This is a genomic window from Geothrix sp. PMB-07 (assembly GCF_030758935.1).
Taxonomy (GTDB): domain Bacteria; phylum Acidobacteriota; class Holophagae; order Holophagales; family Holophagaceae; genus Geothrix.
In genome coordinates, this window is the sequence record NZ_CP132333.1 from 3,490,714 (window position 1) to 3,507,452 (window position 16,739).

15 protein-coding genes are annotated in these 16,739 nt (G+C 67.3%); 5 read left to right on the forward strand and 10 right to left on the reverse strand.

Going from position 1 to position 16,739, the window contains the following annotated elements:
- Positions 1-44: 44 nt before the first annotated feature.
- Positions 45-506, reverse strand: a complete 462-nt coding sequence (locus tag Q9293_RS15145; RefSeq protein WP_306247992.1) for a GNAT family N-acetyltransferase — start codon at positions 504-506, stop codon at positions 45-47.
- Entirely contained in the window at positions 503-952 is a 450-nt protein-coding gene (locus Q9293_RS15150) for a carboxymuconolactone decarboxylase family protein (protein WP_306247994.1), read from the reverse strand. The genes Q9293_RS15145 and Q9293_RS15150 overlap by 4 nt, the downstream gene beginning before the upstream one ends.
- A gap of 85 nt (positions 953-1,037) precedes the next feature.
- On the opposite strand from Q9293_RS15150, the gene Q9293_RS15155 reads away from it, so the two are divergent.
- The gene (locus Q9293_RS15155) at positions 1,038-2,492 is read left to right on the forward strand and encodes a PLP-dependent aminotransferase family protein (protein WP_306247996.1); all 1,455 of its coding nucleotides are present in this window, start codon (positions 1,038-1,040) and stop codon (positions 2,490-2,492) included.
- Between the two features lie 4 nt (positions 2,493-2,496).
- Here the strand turns inward: Q9293_RS15155 and Q9293_RS15160 are convergent, their stop codons facing one another.
- The 6 genes from Q9293_RS15160 to Q9293_RS15185 all read right to left on the reverse strand — a co-directional run bounded on the left by Q9293_RS15160 (position 2,497) and on the right by Q9293_RS15185 (position 8,955).
- The gene (locus tag Q9293_RS15160; protein WP_306247998.1) at positions 2,497-3,768 is read right to left on the reverse strand and encodes a pitrilysin family protein; all 1,272 of its coding nucleotides are present in this window, start codon (positions 3,766-3,768) and stop codon (positions 2,497-2,499) included.
- A gap of 44 nt (positions 3,769-3,812) precedes the next feature.
- Positions 3,813-5,093 carry an immunoglobulin domain-containing protein gene (locus Q9293_RS15165; protein ID WP_306248000.1) on the reverse strand — a complete coding sequence of 427 codons (1,281 nt, stop codon included), beginning with the start codon at positions 5,091-5,093 and terminating at the stop codon, positions 3,813-3,815.
- Between the two features lie 132 nt (positions 5,094-5,225).
- Positions 5,226-6,026, reverse strand: a complete 801-nt coding sequence (locus tag Q9293_RS15170) for a hypothetical protein (protein ID WP_306248002.1) — start codon at positions 6,024-6,026, stop codon at positions 5,226-5,228.
- 199 nt (positions 6,027-6,225) lie between these two features.
- On the reverse strand, positions 6,226-7,146 hold the full coding sequence (locus Q9293_RS15175) for an ABC transporter ATP-binding protein (RefSeq protein ID WP_306248004.1): 921 nt from the start codon (positions 7,144-7,146) through the stop codon (positions 6,226-6,228).
- Positions 7,146-8,006, reverse strand: a complete 861-nt coding sequence (locus Q9293_RS15180) for a hypothetical protein (RefSeq protein WP_306248005.1) — start codon at positions 8,004-8,006, stop codon at positions 7,146-7,148. Before Q9293_RS15180 ends, Q9293_RS15175 begins: the two co-directional genes overlap by 1 nt.
- A 4-nt stretch (positions 8,007-8,010) precedes the next feature.
- Positions 8,011-8,955 (reverse strand): ABC transporter ATP-binding protein, encoded by a 945-nt coding sequence (locus tag Q9293_RS15185; RefSeq protein WP_306248007.1) that lies wholly within the window; start codon positions 8,953-8,955, stop codon positions 8,011-8,013.
- Between the two features lie 112 nt (positions 8,956-9,067).
- Between Q9293_RS15185 and Q9293_RS15190 the strand changes: the two genes are divergently transcribed.
- From Q9293_RS15190 to Q9293_RS15205, 4 genes are all read left to right on the forward strand, one after another.
- A complete protein-coding gene (locus tag Q9293_RS15190) occupies positions 9,068-10,282 on the forward strand; it encodes a 7TM diverse intracellular signaling domain-containing protein (RefSeq protein ID WP_306248010.1) in 1,215 nt (404 codons plus the stop codon).
- Between the two features lie 71 nt (positions 10,283-10,353).
- Positions 10,354-13,980: a DNA polymerase III subunit alpha gene (dnaE, locus tag Q9293_RS15195; RefSeq protein ID WP_306248012.1), complete on the forward strand. Its 3,627-nt coding sequence runs from the start codon at positions 10,354-10,356 to the stop codon at positions 13,978-13,980.
- Between the two features lie 26 nt (positions 13,981-14,006).
- Complete coding sequence (locus tag Q9293_RS15200) at positions 14,007-14,903, forward strand: serine O-acetyltransferase (RefSeq protein WP_306248014.1); 897 nt, start codon at positions 14,007-14,009, stop codon at positions 14,901-14,903.
- Positions 14,900-15,301, forward strand: a complete 402-nt coding sequence (locus Q9293_RS15205) for a phage holin family protein (protein WP_306248017.1) — start codon at positions 14,900-14,902, stop codon at positions 15,299-15,301. The genes Q9293_RS15200 and Q9293_RS15205 overlap by 4 nt, the downstream gene beginning before the upstream one ends.
- On the opposite strand, the gene Q9293_RS15210 is transcribed toward Q9293_RS15205, so the two are convergent.
- Both Q9293_RS15210 and Q9293_RS15215 read right to left on the reverse strand, forming a co-directional pair.
- Positions 15,285-16,019: a 1-acyl-sn-glycerol-3-phosphate acyltransferase gene (locus tag Q9293_RS15210; protein ID WP_306248019.1), complete on the reverse strand. Its 735-nt coding sequence runs from the start codon at positions 16,017-16,019 to the stop codon at positions 15,285-15,287. The genes Q9293_RS15205 and Q9293_RS15210 overlap by 17 nt on opposite strands.
- A gap of 5 nt (positions 16,020-16,024) precedes the next feature.
- The gene (locus Q9293_RS15215; protein WP_306248021.1) at positions 16,025-16,660 is read right to left on the reverse strand and encodes a peptidylprolyl isomerase; all 636 of its coding nucleotides are present in this window, start codon (positions 16,658-16,660) and stop codon (positions 16,025-16,027) included.
- Between the last annotated feature and the right edge of the window lie 79 nt (positions 16,661-16,739).

A 16,739-nucleotide genomic window follows, 5' to 3' on the forward strand; every position in this document is an offset into this window, starting at 1 on the left:
GCAGCTGCGCGGCCCGCGGTCGTTAAGTCGTTGCCACCCGGCCATCAAGCCTTTGCCGCCAGGTCGGTGTGCTCGGTCTGGAAGGCCTTGATGGAGGGCATGCTCCAGCCTCCGCGGGACAGGCGCCACCCGTTCTCCACCTTCTCCCAGCCCACATGAGCGTAGTAGTCCTTGGCGATGGGCGAGGCCAGCAACACCCACTGCACACCCTTACTCAGGCCCTGTGCAAGATCCAGCAGGCGCCGCCCCACGCCTCGATGCTGGTAGGCGGGGTGGATGGCCAGGTCGCAGACATAACCATCGAAAGCGAAATCCGTCCAGCCCCGCAGCAGGCCCACCAGGCGCTCGCCGTCATAGGCCGAGATCACGACGTTGGAGCCCTCGAACATCCGGCGGATCCGCTCGGGGTCGTGGATGGGACGGCGCAGGGGCGCTGCGGCGTAGAGGGCTCGGATGGCCTCCACCTCGGGGCGGCGGTCCAGGTGGAAGGTCAGTCCGGCGCTCATGCGGACTCCCCCGGAAGGTCTGGCTGGAAGGCCACGCCCAGGCGGTTCCATGCGTTGATGAGGGCGATGGCGTAGGTGAGGTCCACCAGCTCCTGCTCGGTGAAATACTGCGCTGTTTCCCGGTAGAGGGCTTCGTCCACCTCATGGCGGCTGAGGAGCGTCAGGGCCTCGGCCCAGGCCAGCGCCGCCCGCTCCCGGGGCGTGAAGAGGGGCGCCTCGTGCCAGGCCGCCAAGACATTCAGCCGACGCTGGGATTCGCCGCCCTTCAGGGCGTCCGTGGCATGCATGTCCATGCAGAAGGCACAGCCATTGAGTTGCGACACCCGCACCTGCACCAGTTCTCGGAGGCTGGACTCCAGTCCTGAGGCTCGCAGGTGTTTCGAGACCTGCAGCAGGCCCTGGAAGGCGGCTGGGGCCAACTCGCCGTGGTAGATCGAGGTGCGCATGTGAACTCCGCGGCCAAAAAGCCATCTCCAGAATCGGCTTGCATGGCCTATTGAAAAGATCCATTTTTGAAATTTGGACTAGACCATGCGCCCCTGGACCTTCCCCATCGCCCTCCAAGGCCCTTCCGAAGCTGGCGCCCGGGATCCCCTCTTCCAGCAGATCGCCCAGGCCATCCGCAGCGACATCCGGCGGGGCCGCCTGAAGCCGGGCGATGCCCTGCCCGGTTCGCGCAGCCTCGCCCAGACCCTGGGCGTCCATCGGAACACCGTGCTGGCCGCCTACCGGGAGCTGGAGGCCGAAGGCTGGACCACTACCGGGCAAAGGGCCACGCACGTGGCCGCCGACCTGCCCGAAGCGCCCGCGCGCAGGGGCCGCCGTGAGCAGGGTCCCGGCTACGACCTGGAGATGCCTCACCCCGCGCCAGCCCGGCTCAGCCTGCGCGACGCCCCGCCGCATCGCCTGCTGTTCGGTGGAGGGCTGCCGGACCTGCGCCTGGTACCAACGGATCTGCTGGCCCGAGCCTATCGCCGGGCCCTGAAGGTGCCCTCATTGCTCGGCTACGGTGATGCCCGGGGCGAGCCGCGCCTGCGCACCGCCCTCGCACACCTGCTATCGGAGACGCGCGGCCTTTCGGTGAGCGCCGAGCAGGTGCTGGTCGCCTCCGGCAGCCAGGGTGCGCTGGATCTCGTGGCCCGGAACCTCCTGAAGCCCGGTGACCGGGTGGCCGTGGAGGATCCTGGCTATCCCGCCGCCTGGGCCACCTTGCGGGCCTCGGGAGCGACCCTGCTGCCCCTGCCCGTGGACGCCGCGGGTCTCCGGGTCGAGGCCCTGGAAGCCGCGCTGAGGGAAGGCCCGGTGCGGGCCATCTACCTCACGCCCCACCACCAGTTCCCCACCACGGTCACCATGAACGCCGCCCGCCGCCTGCGGCTGCTGGAGGTGGCCCGTCGGCATCGCATCGCCCTGCTGGAAGACGACTACGACAACGAGTTTCATTATGAGGGCCGGCCGGTGCTGCCCCTGGCCAGCAACGATCCCGGCGGCGTGGTGATCTACCTGGGCACCCTGTCGAAGATCCTGGCCCCGGGGCTGCGCATCGGCTTCCTCACAGGTCCGCAGGCACTCATCAACGCCCTGGGCGCCCGTCGCGCCGCCTCTGAAGGCCAGGGGGACCACGCCATCCAGCGGGTGGCGGCCGAGCTGCTGGAGGATGGCCTGCTCCAGCGCCATGCCCGGAAAATGCGGCGGACCTACCTCGCGCGGCGCGGCACCCTGGCCGCTTCGCTGGAAAAGCACCTCCACGGCGTGGTGCACTTCGAAGTGCCTCCAGGGGGCATGAGCCTCTGGCTCCAGGTGGATCCCGGGCTGGATGCGGACCGCTGGGCCGAACGGGCGGAGCGGCAGGGCGTCACCATCTACACGGGCCGCCGCTTCGACTTTCGCGGCCAGGCACGGCCGAACCTGCGCCTGGGCTTCTCATCGCTGAATGAGCGGGAGCTGGAGGAGGCCGTGGGCCGCCTGGCCAGGGCGCTGCCCTGAAGGCTCAGGCCACCAGATCCTTCGGTCGGATGTCCGCGCCGCGCCTTGTGCCCAGGGCGCTGACGCCGAGCTGGGCGGGATCGAGCAGTTCCCGGGCCACCCGCAGCACATCGGCGGTGGTCACCGCGGCGATCTCGGCCATCTGCTGATCGAGGCTGCGCAGTTCCCCCAGGTGAATGGCCTGGTGGGCCAGGCTGAACATGCGGCTGCTGCTGCTCTCCTGGCTGAAGACCAGGCTGGTGCGGGCTTGGAGCTTGGCGCGCTCCAGCTCGTCATCCGCCACGCCCGCCTCGCGGATGCGGGCGCACTCTGCAACGGTGCGCTGCACCAGCTCGCGCAGCTGGGCGGGAGCGCAGCTGGCGCTGATCTGCAGGGCGCCGGTGTCGGCGTAGGGGCTCATGTAGCTGCCCACCTGGTAGCAGAGGCCCCGGCGCTCACGCAGCTCCATGAAGAGGCGCGAGGCCATGCCGCCGCCCAGCACGTGGCTGAGCAGGTGTGCCGCGGCGCGGTCCGGCGAGTGATGCCCCGGCGCCGGGAAGCCCAGGACCAGGTTGGCCTGCTGCAGATCCTTGCGGGGCACGTTGAGCAGGAAGGGGCGGGTGCTGGCCTGGGCTTCCGGGGTGTGGGCAGTGCCCTTGGGCAGGCGATCCAGGATGGGCTTCAGCAGCTCGAGGAAGGGCCCCGGTTCGATGGCGCCGGCGGCGGCGATCACCAGGTTGGGCGCCCGGTAGGTGTGCTCGAAGAAGGCGCGGGCCTCCGCGGGGCCATAGCCCGACACCTGGTCCCGGAGCCCCAGGATGGGATGGGCCAGGGGGGTGCCTTCCCAGAAACCGCCATAGAACAGTTCGCTCACCCAGTCGTCGGGCTGGTCTTCGCTCTGGGCGATCTCCTCCAGGATGACGCCCCGCTCGCGGACCAGCTCCTCCGGCTCGAAGCGGGGGGCGGTCACCAGGTCGCCCAGCAGGTGGATCAGCTCAGGCAGCTGGTCGGCCAGCACCTTGCCGTAGAAGCAGGCCACCTCCTTGCCGGTGAAGGCGTCCACATGGCCACCCAGGCGATCCGTGGCCGCGGCCAGCTCATCAGGCGTGGCATAGGCTTCCGTGCCCTTGAAGACCGTGTGCTCCAGGAAGTGGGCCAGGCCCTCCTCCGCGGGCCCCTCGTGGCGGGACCCCCGCCGCACCCAGAATCCCACCGCGCAGCTGCGCACATGGGGCAGCGGCTCGATCAGGATCTCGGTGCCCTCGGGCGTCAGGGTTTGGAACGGGGTTTCGGCCATCCCATCAGTTTACAGGGGGTGGTTCATGAACCTGAGTTGGAAGCTCACCAAAGGGAACCCACGGCCTCCACCTGGAGGGTCACCGGCGGTCCGTCTTGGCCAAACGGAATGCCGCCCTTATTGGAAAAGCGCAGGGCGCCGAGATACGGTTTGGCCGCCGGATCCACCCGAACGGTGATGGAGCCGCCCAGGCCGCCAGGCCCGTCACTCCCACCGGGGCCGTCGGACCCGGACTGGCCATTGCTTCCATCCGGACACCCATGCCCGCCCGAACCACCGGAGCCGCCCCGTCCGCCCCGGCCGCCGGGCCCCCCTCGCCCGCCATCGGCGATGAGCAGGAGGCTGCCGCCGTCCGGATCCACGAGGAAATACCGGGTCTGGCCTGGGCTCACGGCCTTCACCTGCAGCAGGGGATGGGCGCCAGGTCGCAGTCCCACCCACACCTGGAGATCGGGCCCAGGGGCGCCGGGGCCGCCGTCCCAGCCGGGGCCCCCGGACCAGCCATCGGAGCCGTTGCCCCCGGCCTGGGGATGGTCTGGGTCACAGGATCCGATGCTCCCCGACAAACCGGACGTGCCATCGTACCCATCAGTCCCGGGAGCGCCGGGATTCCCAGAATGATCGCTGATGAAGGCCCCGTTGTAGCGGACCGGAACATCCAGGTCGGCGGTGAGATCTCCCCGACCCACTGTTGCGGCATGAAGATGCGGAAGCATTCCGTCACTGCTGCGCGGATCCTCCGGCAGGGATACGCTTCCGAAAGCATCCACTTGAACCCCAGTGGCCTGGAAGGTGAAGTTGTCCCATCCCACCTGCCCTCCGCCCCGCCCTTCCGTCAGCAGAACCGGCCCCGCAGGCTGAGTGGCCGAAATCACCAGCGGCAGGCTGTGGCCCGGCAGGAGGGCGGGCCCCTCGGGAAGTCGGGCCTGAAGGCCGCTGATCGCCACGTTGGCCAGCCAGATGCGCACGTGCAGCGTCGCGGGGTAGCTCCAGACCGTGCCATGGCCGTTGGTCACGGAGGCCCGGAATCGGGCCCCGTCTTCGTCCAGGCTGGCGGCAGACACCGTGTATTGCAGAGTTTGTGCGCCTGGGATGGGCACATCATTCCGGTACCACTGGTAGATCAAACCACCTGCGCCCGTGGCAAGGCAGGTGAAGGTGACCGATTCCCCCACCTTCACCTTCTGATCCAAGGGTGAAACCAGAAAGATGGGACCTTCCTGGATGGGGCTGGACGGCTGCACGGGTGAGACCGTGCGGCGGCCCATGCAGCCCAAGAACAACAGCCCCAGAACCCCAATCAGGACAGCAGGCGTGCGACTCATGGCGTCTCCGAGGCACCGGGCATCCGGTATCAGAGGTGAATCTGCCTCTTTCCCAAGCCAAGGCCATCGGCCGAAAGTCCTGATGTTCACGTTCCCGACTTAAGTCGTGCCTGGGCGGAAAGCCTGACCGACCTACCCCTCCGCCTCGCTGCCCGCCAACCCGAGTGGCGTGCGTTGAAGCTTCCAGCCGGCCAGGCCCCAACAGAGGGCGCCGAAGGCGAGAAGCGCGAGACAGGCCAGCACGGGATGGGTGCTCACCTGCTCCTGGGCCAGCAGCTGGCTGGTGCGCACCTCGGCGGCGCGGCTGCCCGCCAGGCTTTCGATGTGATGGGTGAAGGTGAGGCGCTGCAGGATGGGCGGGAAGATCCGCACCAGCGGTTCCCAAAGGAAGAAGTAGAGGGCGCCCCAGAGCGTTCCCCGCTTGAAGAGCAGGCCCACCAGGGTCATGAGAGCCAATTCACCCCACCAGGCGCCCACCAGCGCCACCAGACGGCCAGGCAGCAGGGTGGGATCCCCGCCGATGATCTGAAGACCCAGGGTACCGAGGATGAGCCAGGCGGCGCCCCAGAAGAACCAGGGCAGTCCCTTGCCCAGGGGCAGAGCCCAGGCTGGAGCGGGACGCACCAGCATGAGCGGCAGGGTGCGCTGTTCCATGTCCTCGCGAATCCCCGCTGGAGCCGCCACCAGGGCCATGATGGGCAGCATCATCTTCACCAGCACTTCATGGAAGATCTTGAGCACCTCACCCGAATGGGGTGCGCTGTCCCCCGGGCCCTTGATCTGGATCGCGGTGTAGATGAGGAGGCTGAGCCCCACGGGCACCATGACCAGGGCGGCCAGCACCCAGCCGCGACCTTGGAACACGCGGGGCAGGTAACCCCGCGCCGTGGCACGGATCGTCGCCAGGGGAGAAGGTGCGGCAAGGGTCGTCATGATGTCCACCTAGACTGTCGGAGATCGAAAATCACAGAGAGGAGCGTGCGGGTGAGGGCTTTGCCCGCGCAGCACGCGGGGGCCCGGGGATGTTCACGCAGCGTGGAACCCCCGGAGAAGGAAAGCCCGAAGCGGGCTCCGCCCGATCCGGGCGCGGGGGCCCGGGGGTGTTCGCGCAGCGAGGAACCCCCGGAGAACATCAGGCGTGATCCTTCGTGAGGTACTGGAAGACCGCATCGAGGTTGAGGTCCAGGGGGTCCAGCGCCCGCAGCGGAATGCCGCCCTCGGCCGCCGCCTTCTGCAGGCGGGGCAGGATGTCCCGGGGCGAGCGCACGGAAATCACGACGGCGCCATCCTCCACGCGCAGGGCCGCCAGTTCCGGCTGCTCCACCGCCCAGCGGGCCAGCACCTGGGCCTCGCCCGTGAGGCGCAGCTCCACGGGGTGCCGGTCCAGCAGCTGGCGGATTTCCGTGACCGAGCCTTCTGCCAGGAGCCGCCCGCGGAACAGCAACAGGATGCGGTCCGTGAGCTGGGCGATCTCACCCAGGATGTGGCTGGAAACGAGGATGCGGGTGCCGTTCTCCGCCAGGCTGCGCAGCAGGGCCATGAGCGTGAGCCGCGCCTCGGGATCCAGCCCGTTGAAGGGTTCGTCGAGGATGAGCAGTTCCGGCCCGTGCATGAGCGCCTGCGCCAGGCGGATGCGCTGGCGCATGCCCTTGGACATGCGCGTGAAGGTGAGGTGCGCGCGGTCTGCCATGCCCACCGTGGCCAGGGCGCTGGCCACGGCCGCATTCAAAGCGTCACCCGACAGACCCGACAACTCGCCCATCATGCGCAGCCACCGGTCGGCACGCAGGCCCGTGGGCAGGCGGTCGCCCTCGGGAACCAGGCCAATCCGCGCCAGCACGGCGGGGTTGCGGAAGGGGGCCTGGCCGAAGACCTTCACATCGCCGCCCGAAGGGGGCAGCAGGCCCGAGAGCAGCTGCAGCAGCGAGGATTTCCCCGCGCCGTTGGGCCCCAGCAGGCCCGTGATGCCGCCGCCATCAGGCAACTCAAAACTGGTGGGGCTGAGGCCCAGGATGGGGCCGTAACGCAGGGAGGCGCGGTCGAGGCTGATCATCAAATCACCGCTTCAGAGGGCCGCGTGCGCCGGGCGGCCACGAAGGTCCAGAGAGAAATGTGGAAAGCCGTGCCCAGAATCGCAGGCAGCCAGGCCACCAGTGGATGCTCCATGCCCACCAGGAGCTGGGGCCAGGCCTCCGCCAGCATGATGGGGTTCAGGGCGTCCACCGCGGCGAGGCCCGTGAGGCCGTGGATCATCGAGGCCAGCGTGCTCGATCCCAGCACCAGGCCCAGCACCCAGCCGATGCCTGCGCGGGGCGTTGACGCCATGCTGGAAGCCCCTATGGCCAACGAGCCCATGAGCACCGAGCTGATGGCCATGGCGGGCAGGAGGTGCAGCGGCGCCGTCGCCCACACGGGGCCGTGGAGGCCCGCCAGCAGCAGGGACAGGAGCCAGGGCAGGATGGCGAAGGGCAGCAGGACAAGGAAGGGCAGCAGAGAGGCGAAACCCAGTTTGGCGAGCAGGTAGTCCTTGGGCGAGACAGGGTGGGCATACATGAGCGGCCGCACGCGGTAGAGCGTGTCCCGGGCCACCAGGCCGCCCCCCACCAGGGCCACCAGGAACCAGAGCAGGTAAGTGGCGGGATCGAGCAGCTTGGCCTGGAATTCCGGCCCCTGGCTGATCACGGTGCGGGCCAGTTCCTCCACACCCTTGAGGGCAGGGTTCGTCTGCAGGAGGAATTTCACGTAGATCCACCCCACCTTCACCAGGAGAAGGAGCAGGAACCCGAAGCTGAAGAAGCGGCCGATCTTCTGCCGCCAGAGGCGGGTGAAATCGAAGCGCATGAGGACCAGGAAGGGCGGCTGGCCCTGGTGGAGATCCGGCGCCGGCGGAAGCGTGGGGGCGTAGATGGGCATGGGTTCAGGCTCCCTGGCTCGAAACCGTGGCGGCGCCGTTTCCGTGAAGGGCCCGCAGCAGCACTTCGTCCAACCGGTCGTGCCTGGGCGTCACCTGGACCAGGGTGGCACCCCGGGCCTGAGCCCAGCGGAAGGTGCACGCAGGATCGGCTTCGATTAGCTCCAGATCGTAGAGGCCGTTCCGGGCCTCCAGCACCTCGCCCAGGTCGGCCAGCGCTGCTTCCTGGGCCGCGTTCAGGGGATCGAGGAAACGCAGCTCCACCCGCTTGGCCAGAGCTTTGCGCAGGCCCGCCATGGAGCCCGCAGCCTTGATCTGGCCCTGGTCCAGGATCACCAGCTGGTCCGCCACGCGCTCCACGTCGCCCAGCAGGTGAGAGGCCAGGATGACGCCCGTGCCCAGCTCTGCATGGACGCGCAGCACCAGGTCCAGCATGCGGCGGCGGCCATCGGGATCGAGGCCGTTGGTGGGCTCGTCCAGGAAGATCAGCTCAGGGCTGTGGACCAGGGCCTGGGCCAGCTTCACCCGCTGGCGCATGCCCGTGGAGTAACCGCTCACGGGCCGGTACCGGGATTCGTCCAGCCCCACGAAATACAGCACCTCGTGAGCGCGGTCCCGGGCCGATTCCGGGGCGAGGCCGCTGAGCTCGCCCCAGAAGGCCACCTGCTCGTAGGCAGAGGCATCTTCGATGAGGGCGTCGTACTCGGGCATGTAGCCGATGCGGGAGCGCAGCTTCGCGGATTCGGCGCCGCCCAGGGGCACATCCAACACCAGGCCCGAACCCCGGGAAGGCGTCAGCAGGCCCAGCAGGGCCTTCAGAAGGGTGGATTTCCCGGCGCCGTTGGGCCCCAGCAGCCCCACGATGCCCCGCTCCAGCGACAGGGTCAGCCCCTTCAAGGCAGGGGTTGCCGTGGCGGCATAGCGTACTTCCAGGTTCTCGAAGGCGATCAACAGAGCCTCCAGGTCATATTCACGGCAACTCCAGGATGAAGGCGGCTACGAGGCGGCCCCCGAATGGATTAGGCTGTACGGCATCATCCTCCCACCCTCCTGAAAGTTCCGCATGCAACTCCTGGACTGGCCCTTCCTCGATGCCTTGCAGACCGGGGCCCTGGCGGCCCTGTTCGTCAGCTTCGGCAGCGATGCCCTCACGCGGCGGGACAAGATGATGGGCTGGCTTTCCATCACCAGCTTCCTGGTGGGACTCCGCCACGCCACCCTGGCCATCGGCACGCTGCCCACCATGAACCCTGATTTGGTGGACCGGGTGCAGAGCCTCCTGGTGGCCTTTGGCTTCATCGCGCTCTGCCTGGCCCTCACCAGCCTCTTTCCCAGGCACGTGCCACCGGCCTTCCCCGCATGGATGGCACTGGGCATGGTGCCGAATTTCATCCGGAACCTGGTGCTGGCCCACCCGGGCTTCTGGGATTCCGTCCTGCACAATGCCGCCAACCTGACCTACCTCCTCGGCTGCGGCCTGATGATCGTCTGGACCCTGAAGGCCAGGCAGGACAAGGATCCCATGGGCCGCAGACTGTTCCTGGGCTTCCTGGGCCTCACCCTGCCCGTGGTGGTGGAGATCGTGGCCCTGAGCCTCTTCGATCTCAAAATCCGCCTCTCGGGTTTCAGCCTCATGATCCTGGCCATGGCCATCGGTACCTCCTGGCAGTGGCTGGCTGTGAACAGCATGGAATCCCGTATCCAAACCGTGGAATCCGAAGTGGAGGTTTGGCGCAGTCTGGTGCCGGGGCACGCCTTTCGCACCGACCGGCCCTCGGCGTCCATGACCACCCTGTTCGGCCCCAGCTGGGCGGATCGCATCAAAGCCGCGCCGGAAGCCCACCTGCTTGGCAGCGACGGCGCCACCTACCGAGTCAGCAGCCGCCCCCTGCCGCAGGGAGAGCGCCTCGGCTGGTACCTCCGCCAGGAGGATACGCAGCCCGGCCACCATGGCTTCCTCTCTGGCTGGACTGTGGGTCTGGGGCTGGACGATCCCGAAGAGCACACCCGGATCCACGACCTCCTCAAGGGCTGGGGCGCCGATGTGCATGTATGGGGCACGGTGCCGCCCCGGGAGGGCCCCTATCCCAGTGTGCTGATCTGGGCCCGGGAACCGAGCATCCTCGCCGTGTGGCGGGAGGATGACTTGCTGCGGCGGCGCACGCGCTGGATTCAGATCGGGGGCCCCAACACCAAGGGTCCCCATGCGCGGCTGGAGCCGGGAGCCGCCCAGGAAGTCATCCAGCTCACCCTGGAGCAGCTGCTCTCCCGGCGCTGACCGCCTTCCGTTTCTGGCGCTGAGGTTGGTGGACTTGCCCGAAAGCGGCCCATCCATCGGAGAATGGATGGATGAGCTTCGCCCATCTCCACCTGCACACCGAGCATTCCCTTCTCGACGGCCTCACGCGCATTCCCGATCTCGTGAAGAAGTGCCGCAACTCCGGCATGCCCGCCGTGGCCGTCACCGACCACGGCAACATGTTCGGGATGATGAAGCTCTTCGACGCCTGCGAAAAAACCAAGGATGCCGAAGGCAACTGGGCTGTGAAGCCCATCCTGGGCTGCGAAGTGTACGTGGCCCCCAAGACCCGCTTCGACCGCAAGCTGGAGGCCAAGAACACCACGGGTGAAGAGGGCCTGGAAGACTGCGTGGATCCCAGTGGCAGCCGCGACGCAGGCTACCACCTGGTGCTGCTGGCCAAGAATCCCGTGGGGTTCGCCAACCTGTCCAAGCTCGTCTCTGCGGGCTTCACGGAAGGTTTCTACTACAAGCCGCGCATCGACAAGGACATTCTCCGCGAACACAGCGAGGGCCTCATCGCCCTCTCCGCCTGCCTCGGCGGCGAAGTGCAGGCCCGCATCCTCCAGAACCGGCTGGATCAGGCCGAACGCGTGGCCCGCGACTTCCGTGACCTATTCGGCGACGACTTCTACCTGGAGATCCAGGACCAGGGCTTCGAGAAGGAAAAGGAGATCATCCCCTTCCAGCAGCAGCTCGCAGAGCGGCTGGGCATCCCGCTGGTGGGCACCAATGACGCCCACTACCTCAACCACGAAGACGCGGACCTGCACGACACGCTGCTCTGCATCGGCACCAAAACCACCAAGGCCAAGGAGCGGCGCATGCGCTTCTCCACCGACCAGTTCTTCGTGAAGACGCCTGAGGAAATGCGGGCGGTGTTCCCGGATCACCCCGAGTATCTGGAGCGCACGCTGGAGATCGCCGCGAAGGTGGATCTCTTTCCCATCACGCGCAAGCCCGTGACGCCGCGCTTCCCCGTGCCTGAGGGCTACGACCTGGAATCCTACTTCGTGCACGTGGCCAAGGAGACCTTCGAGCAGCGGCTGGCCGAATGCAGGCCTCTGTGGCAGCTGGGGGCCCTGAAGCACGCGGAGGAGAAATACCGCGAACGCCTGGCCTTCGAGCTGGACATGATCCTCAAGATGGGATTCCCCGGCTACTTCCTGCTGGTCTGGGATTTCATCCGGAAGGCCCGCGAGATGGGCGTGCCGGTGGGCCCGGGTCGCGGCTCGGCGGCGGGCAGCATCGTGGCCTGGTCCATGAAGATCACCGACATCGATCCCATGCAGTACGACCTGCTCTTCGAGCGCTTCCTCAACCCCGAGCGCGTGTCCATGCCCGACGTGGACATCGACTTCTGCCGCGATGGGCGCCAGCGTGTCATCGACTACGTGACGGAAAAGTACGGCCAGGACAAGGTCAGCAGCATCGTCACCATCAATCAGCTCAAGACCAAGGCCGTCATCAAGGACGTGGCCCGCGTCTTCGAGAAGGATTTCGCCTTCGCCAACAACCTCACCAAGCTGGTGCCCCAGGAGCCCGGCAAGCCCATCACCGTGGGCGAGGCGCTGGAGAAGAGCGACAAGCTGCGCGAGCTGTACGAGAGCGATCCCGAGGTGAAGAACATTCTCGACATCTCCGCACGCCTCGAGGGCCTGGCCCGCAACACCGGCGTGCACGCGGCGGGCGTCATCATCGCCCCGGACGAGCTCACCCAGTTCGCCCCGTTGAGCATGGATAAAGATAAGAAGGTGATGGTGCAGTACACCATGGTGGAGGCCGAGCGGGCGGGCCTGCTGAAGATGGACTTCCTGGGCCTGGAGACGCTCACGCAGATCGCCAAGACGCAGGAGGTGATCACCCGCCGCCATGGCAAGCCCATGGACATGACGACCATCCGCACCTTCGACGACAAGAAGACCTTTGAGCTCTTCGCGGCGGGCGATACCGATGGCGTCTTCCAGTTCGAGTCCGGCGGCATGAAGCAGCTGCTGCGCCAGTTGGGGCCGGATCGCTTCGACGACCTCATCGCGCTCAACGCCCTCTTCCGCCCGGGCCCCCTGGGCGCGGGCATGGGCACCACCTATGTGGAACGCCGCCACGGCCGCGAACCCGTGACCTACATGTTCCCGGATCTGGAGCCCATCCTCGCCCCCACCTACGGCGTGATCCTCTACCAGGAACAGGTCATGCAGATCGCCAGCCTCATCGCCGGGTACTCCCTGGGCGAGGCGGACATGCTGCGCCGCGCCATGGGCAAGAAGGACAAGGAGAAGATGGCGAAAGAGAAGACCAAGTTCATCGAGCGGGGCGCCGAGCGGAAGTACGACAAGACCAAGGTGGCCGAGCTGTTCGACTTGATCGAGTACTTCGCAGGCTACGGCTTCAACAAGAGCCACAGCGCCGCCTACGCCATGGTCGCCTACGAGACCGGCTACCTGAAGGCCAACTTCAAAGTGGAGTTCATGGCCGGACTGCTCTCCACCAAATCCGGCCGCACCGACGACGTGGCCAAGTACGTGCAGAACTGCCGCGAAGGCGGCATCGAGGTGCTGGGCCCCGACATCAACGAATCGGCTCTGGACTTCACCGCCACGGGGGACCGGCAGATCCGCTTCGGCTTTGCCGCGGTGAAGGGTCTGGGCGATGCCGCGCTGCAGGCCATCATGGAAGCCCGCCAGGCAGAGGGGCGCTTCAAGGACCTCTTCCACGCCCTCAAGAGCACCGACCTGTCCAAGGCCAACCGCAAGGTCTGGGAATGCCTCATCAAGGCCGGGGCCTTCGACAGCCTGGAACCCAACCGCGCCGCCCTGCTGCAGGGTCTCCCCGACGCCGTCTCCGCGGCGTCCCGCGGCAGCGACGACAGCGGCATGACCAGCCTCTTCGACGATGCGGAGATGGCCACCCTTCAGGACGACTGGCGCGTACCCGAGAACATCGAGCCCTGGGACCGCAAGACCCGCCTGGCCGCCGAGCGAGAAGTACTGGGCCTCTTCGTGAGCGGTCATCCCCTGGAAGAATTCGCCGACGCCATCCAGGTGCACACCCACGGCACCCTGGCCAAGGTGCTCGAAGACGCCACCTCCGGTCGCCTGCGGGATCGCCAGGAGGTGACCATCGGCGCCATGGTGTCCACCGTGGCCTTCAAGACCAACCAGAAGGGGGAACCCTGGGCCATCCTCGTGGTGGAAGACCTCGCGGGGAAAATGGAAGTCCTCCTCATGGCCAGCAAGTGGGACCCCGTCACCAAGAAGCCTGGCGGCCGGCCCTTCGAGAAGTTCCGCCACCTGGCCGTGCCCGAGGCCATGCTGCGCATCACCGGCGAACTGCGCGTGGAGACGATCCAAGGCAACGGCAACGGCGCCGAGGGCGAAGAAGAGGAAGAGCAGACCGTGGTAAAGATCTTCGCCACGCTCCTGGAACCCTTGGAGGGCTTCCAGGGCCTGGGCTTCACCGGCGCCCTGGTGCGCCTGCCCCCGGGCGAGTGCCCGCCTCGCATGGCGACGATCCTCGCCGGCCATAAGGGGGACCTGCCCGTGACCTTCGAGTACCGCTCGAAGGAAGGGCTCGTGGCCCGTGTGAAAGCCAGTCATGATCTGCGCCTGAAGCACGATCCTGATTTGGCGGAGAAACTGGCCAAGGAAACCGGCTGCGCCCTCACCTGGACCTACTGAGCCGACACCGGAGTATTCTCTCTCCCATGTCGAAACCCTGTTCCGAATCCCCCGCGGACCTGCAGGTCATTGTCGAAGCCTTGACCGAGGCCTCGGCAGCCTTGTCCGAAATGCCCCTGGGGCGGCGCAAATTCCCCTCCCGCACGGTACTGGAAACCCTGGTGGAGGAGCTGCGGGCCCTGCTCTTCCCAGGCTATTTCGGGGCCTCGGAGTTGAAGGCGGAAACCCTGCCCTACCACCTGGGGGCCCAGTTGGAACGGGTGCGCCACGGCCTTTCGGATCAGATCCAGCGCGGCCTCATGGCCTCCGATCCCGCCTGCGGCGACTGCGGGGCGCGCTCCCTCGAACTGGCCAGCGCCTTCCTCGCCCGCCTGCCGGAGGTGCGCCGCCTGCTGGGCACCGACATCGAGGCCGGTTTCGAGGGTGATCCCGCCGCCGTGAGCCCCGAGGAAGTGCTCTTCTCCTACCCTGGCCTGCTGGCCATCACCAGCCAGCGCCTGGCCCACGAGCTGCTGAAACTGGGGGTGCCCCTGCTGCCCCGCATGATCACCGAGCAGGCCCACAGCCTCACGGGCATCGACATCCACCCCGGCGCCCAGCTGGGCGAACGCTTCTTCATCGACCACGGCACGGGCGTGGTCATCGGCGAGACCTGCGTCATCGGCCGCAATGTGCGCCTGTACCAAGGCGTGACGCTGGGCGCCAAGAGCTTCCCCCTGGATGCGGAGGGCCACCCCACCAAGGGCGTGCCGCGTCACCCGGTGGTGGAGGATGACGTCATCATCTACTCCAACGCCACCATCCTGGGCCGGGTCACGCTGGGCCGGGGCTCGGCCATCGGCGGCAACGTTTGGCTCACCCACAGCGTGCCCCCCGGCAGCGTCATCACCCAGGCCAACGAAAAGGACGGCATGCCCGCATGAACACCGTGTTGCGATTCCTCTTTTCCGCCATCGGCCTGCTGGTGGCCTGCACCTTCGTCCGCGGCCTGGGCCACGGCACCTTCCTTGATCTGTTGGTGGTGGCCGTCATCCTCGCGGCCTTGAACACCACCCTCGGCAGCCTCCTCAAACTCATCGCCTTCGTGCCCATGGCCTGTTCCTTCGGCTGCTTCAGCCTGGTCATCAACGGCCTGGTCTTCTGGCTGGCGGGATCGCTCTCCAGCCGCTTGGGCCTGAACTTCACGGTGAGCGGCTTCTGGGCGGGGTTCTTCGGCGCCCTGGTCTCCAGCGTGGTGGCCTCCATCCTGGGCGCGATTTTCATCCCCAAGGACCGGCAGCGGCCGCAAGGGCCCGCACCCCGCATCAAGGTCGTGAACTAGCCATCAGGCTGGCCACGGCGCCCTCGGCGGCCTTCAGCAGCGCATCGCGATCAGCGTAGCGGCTGGGGTCCAGCGGCTCGCCCACCCGGATGCGGTAGGGCCCTCCAGACACGCGCCACGTGTGCTTCGGCAGGATGTCCAGGCCGCCTTCGATGGCGAAGGGCACCACGGGAACCTCGGTGGCGAGCACCAGGTTGAAGACGCCTTTCTTGAAGGGCAGCAGCTTCCCATCGCGGCTGCGGGTGCCTTCAGGGAAGGCCACGATGCTCTGCCCTTCGCGGATGCGGGCCGCCGCTTTTTCCAGGCTGTGTTTCGCCGCGCCACGCTGATCGCGGTCGATGAAGATGAAATCCGCCAGCCAGATCACCCAGCCCAGGAAAGGCACCCGCGCCAGCTCCCGCTTGGCGATGAACACAGGACGACATGGCAGCGTGGAGATCATCAGGGGCGGATCAAAGAGCGAGGCGTGGTTGCCGATGAACAGGGCCGCCTGGGAACCGTCCCGGATGGCCTCGGGCAGCGCCTCCCACCCCTCCAGCTCCCGGCGGATGCCAAAGGCCCAGGCCGTGAGCCGGATGTAGCGCGGAGCCACCAGCCAGAAGGCCCGGCGGCCGCCCATGAAGGGCGTGAGCAGAAAGCACAGGCTCACCGCCAGGGCCAGGGCCAGGCCCCCCAGGATCCAGATCAGCAAGGGCCTCAGCCAGGGACGATGGGGCATGGCCGCTACTGGGCCGACAGCAGCACTGCATCCTTGATGAACACGGCGAACTGCGGAATGTCGCCCATGCCCCTGCGCCATTCGGTGCGCACCTTGCCGATCTTATCCACGGCCTCCATGCCCGACACCACGCGGCCGAAGGCGCAGTAGCCATAGCCTGCCGCGCCGGCGCCTTCCCGGGGATCCAGGCTGGGGTTGTCCGCCAGGTTGATGTAGAACTGCGACGAGGCGCTGTGTGGGTTCTCAGTGCGGGCCATGGCGATGGTGCCGCGGCTGTTCTTGAGGCCGGCCTTGAAGGTCAGGGGCGCCTCATTGAAGAGGGCCGCGTGGGTGGGCTTCTCGTCCAGGTTTTCGGTCATGCCGCCACCTTGGATCATGAAGCCGTCAATCACGCGGTGGAAGATGGTGCGCTTGTAGAAGCCCTCCTGCACGTACTGGAGGAAGTTCGCCACGGTCTTGGGCGCCAGTTCCGGTTCCAGCTCCACCACCACCGGGCCGTAACTGGTCAGGATCTGCACGCGGGGCTTGGCCACCGGAGCAGGCGTGGCCTCAGGCGCAGGTGCCTGATTGGGAGTGGCAGCCGGGGCTTGGGCCACCGCAGGGAAGGCCAGGGCCAGGGTGCAAATCAAGGTGCGGATCACGGACACTCCAGGGAAGGACACTCCATTCTGACGTGTTCGGATCCGTCCGGGGGTTCCTCGCTGCGCGAATCCCCCCAGA